Here is a 1,527-nt window from a genome sequence, read left to right on the forward strand (position 1 = left end):
GTTTATATGTCTTAATAGGTAAATTCCGTTTTTTTTAATTCTTCAAACTGGAATTTATTGTTTTGCTTCTCCACAATACCATAAATATATTGAATATACAAGCATAGCAATCAGTCCTATTACCAATAGAACATTCACTTTAATTATAAATACAGACAAAAGAGTATTTGTCAATCCATGAAAAACACTACAAGCAAAAACACATTTCGTTTTTTTGTAAATTGTCGCCAGCCAAAAGCTCAGTATAACAGCTAACGCTAAGAAAAATAGAAATGGCATATTTTGTTGCGATGAGCCATTTACAAACCAAAGGGGAATATGCCAAATTCCCCACACAACACCCGTAATGATTGTGGCTATAGGGAAATTCAATTTTTCCTCTAATAAAGGCTGCATAACACCTCTCCAACCTAATTCTTCTTCGCCGCCATATATAAATGTTGCTTGAAGAAAGATTAAAGGCATCAAATACCATGGTAATGCGGAATTAAATTCCCTTGACGATAAACCTATTGTCAGTATTTCAAAAATAGAAAATAAAAACAAAAAAATCAATGATTTCTTTCTGTAGCCAAAAATAAAATCTAATATAGATTTAACCGTGTTTTTTTCTTCTAAGACAAAGAAAGTTGCTATTGTCGGTCCGAATCCTCCTATAATATGTAAAATAGTGCCTAAAGGATGCGAAAATGGGATAATATTTAAACTCGTTAACACAGCAAGTCCAGACCAGGCTATCCCTGTAATAACAAATGTAATTATAAGAAATTTTGCTAACCGTTTAGTATCCAATTCAGTATATCTCCTTTTCAAATTAGGATTTGTCTAACAAAAACAGGACATTACTTTTCGTATAAAATATGCAAATCCCCGTCAACAAATCCAATACCAACTGCCAGATATCCTTTTAATTTATTTGCGTATTTTCCAGAAGAAAGATATTCATTTACTAAACCAATAAAAACCGTTTCCATTGATTTCCAATCACTTTCGCACTCTATCACAAAAGGATTATCTCTTGTAGCAAATACTTCATCACAAGCCCAATCTTCATCATCTTTATCGAAAGAAAATGTACCGACTAGCTCAATAGACCATTTATTATCAGCATCTTCATATAGGTTAAAGTTAATCGCTTTTACCTCATTATTCAATTCATCCTTTAAAATCGAATCCAACCATACAAAAAAATCTTTATTATCTTTTCCCATACTAAGACCTCCGCAACTTCCAATTTTCTGCTCTACAATTTAGGATTTATCTTCTAATATAAACCAGATCCGTCATACTATTATACGATTGTGTTTTGAGCAATCTCAACTTAATTGCTTGGTCAGCGTTTCCAAAAAGTCGAATGCCTGAACCCAGGATTATTGGGATAATAGTAATATAATAACAATCAATCATATCTTCTCTGACCAGTTGTTGAATCAGGTTTGCTCCACCACAGATCCAAATACCTTTTCCATTTTCTTCCCGCAATCTTTTTATCAGATTAACAGGGCTTTCATTAACAAAATGAATTTT

The 1,527-nt window shown here is 32.3% G+C and carries 3 protein-coding genes; all 3 read right to left on the reverse strand.

What is annotated here, in order from left to right:
- Window positions 1–54: 54 nt before the first annotated feature.
- Complete coding sequence (locus H6A13_RS12845; RefSeq protein WP_087244825.1) at window positions 55–792, reverse strand: CPBP family intramembrane glutamic endopeptidase; 738 nt, start codon at window positions 790–792, stop codon at window positions 55–57.
- 50 nt (window positions 793–842) lie between these two features.
- Window positions 843–1,211 (reverse strand): hypothetical protein, encoded by a 369-nt coding sequence (locus H6A13_RS12850; RefSeq protein ID WP_150310015.1) that lies wholly within the window; start codon window positions 1,209–1,211, stop codon window positions 843–845.
- A gap of 46 nt (window positions 1,212–1,257) precedes the next feature.
- Window positions 1,258–1,527: dihydrofolate reductase family protein (locus H6A13_RS12855; RefSeq protein ID WP_204909930.1), on the reverse strand; the 270-nt coding region annotated here is incomplete at its 5' end.

The organism is Mordavella massiliensis (assembly GCF_016902415.1).
Classification (GTDB): Bacteria; Bacillota; Clostridia; order Lachnospirales; family Lachnospiraceae; genus Merdimonas; species Merdimonas faecigallinarum.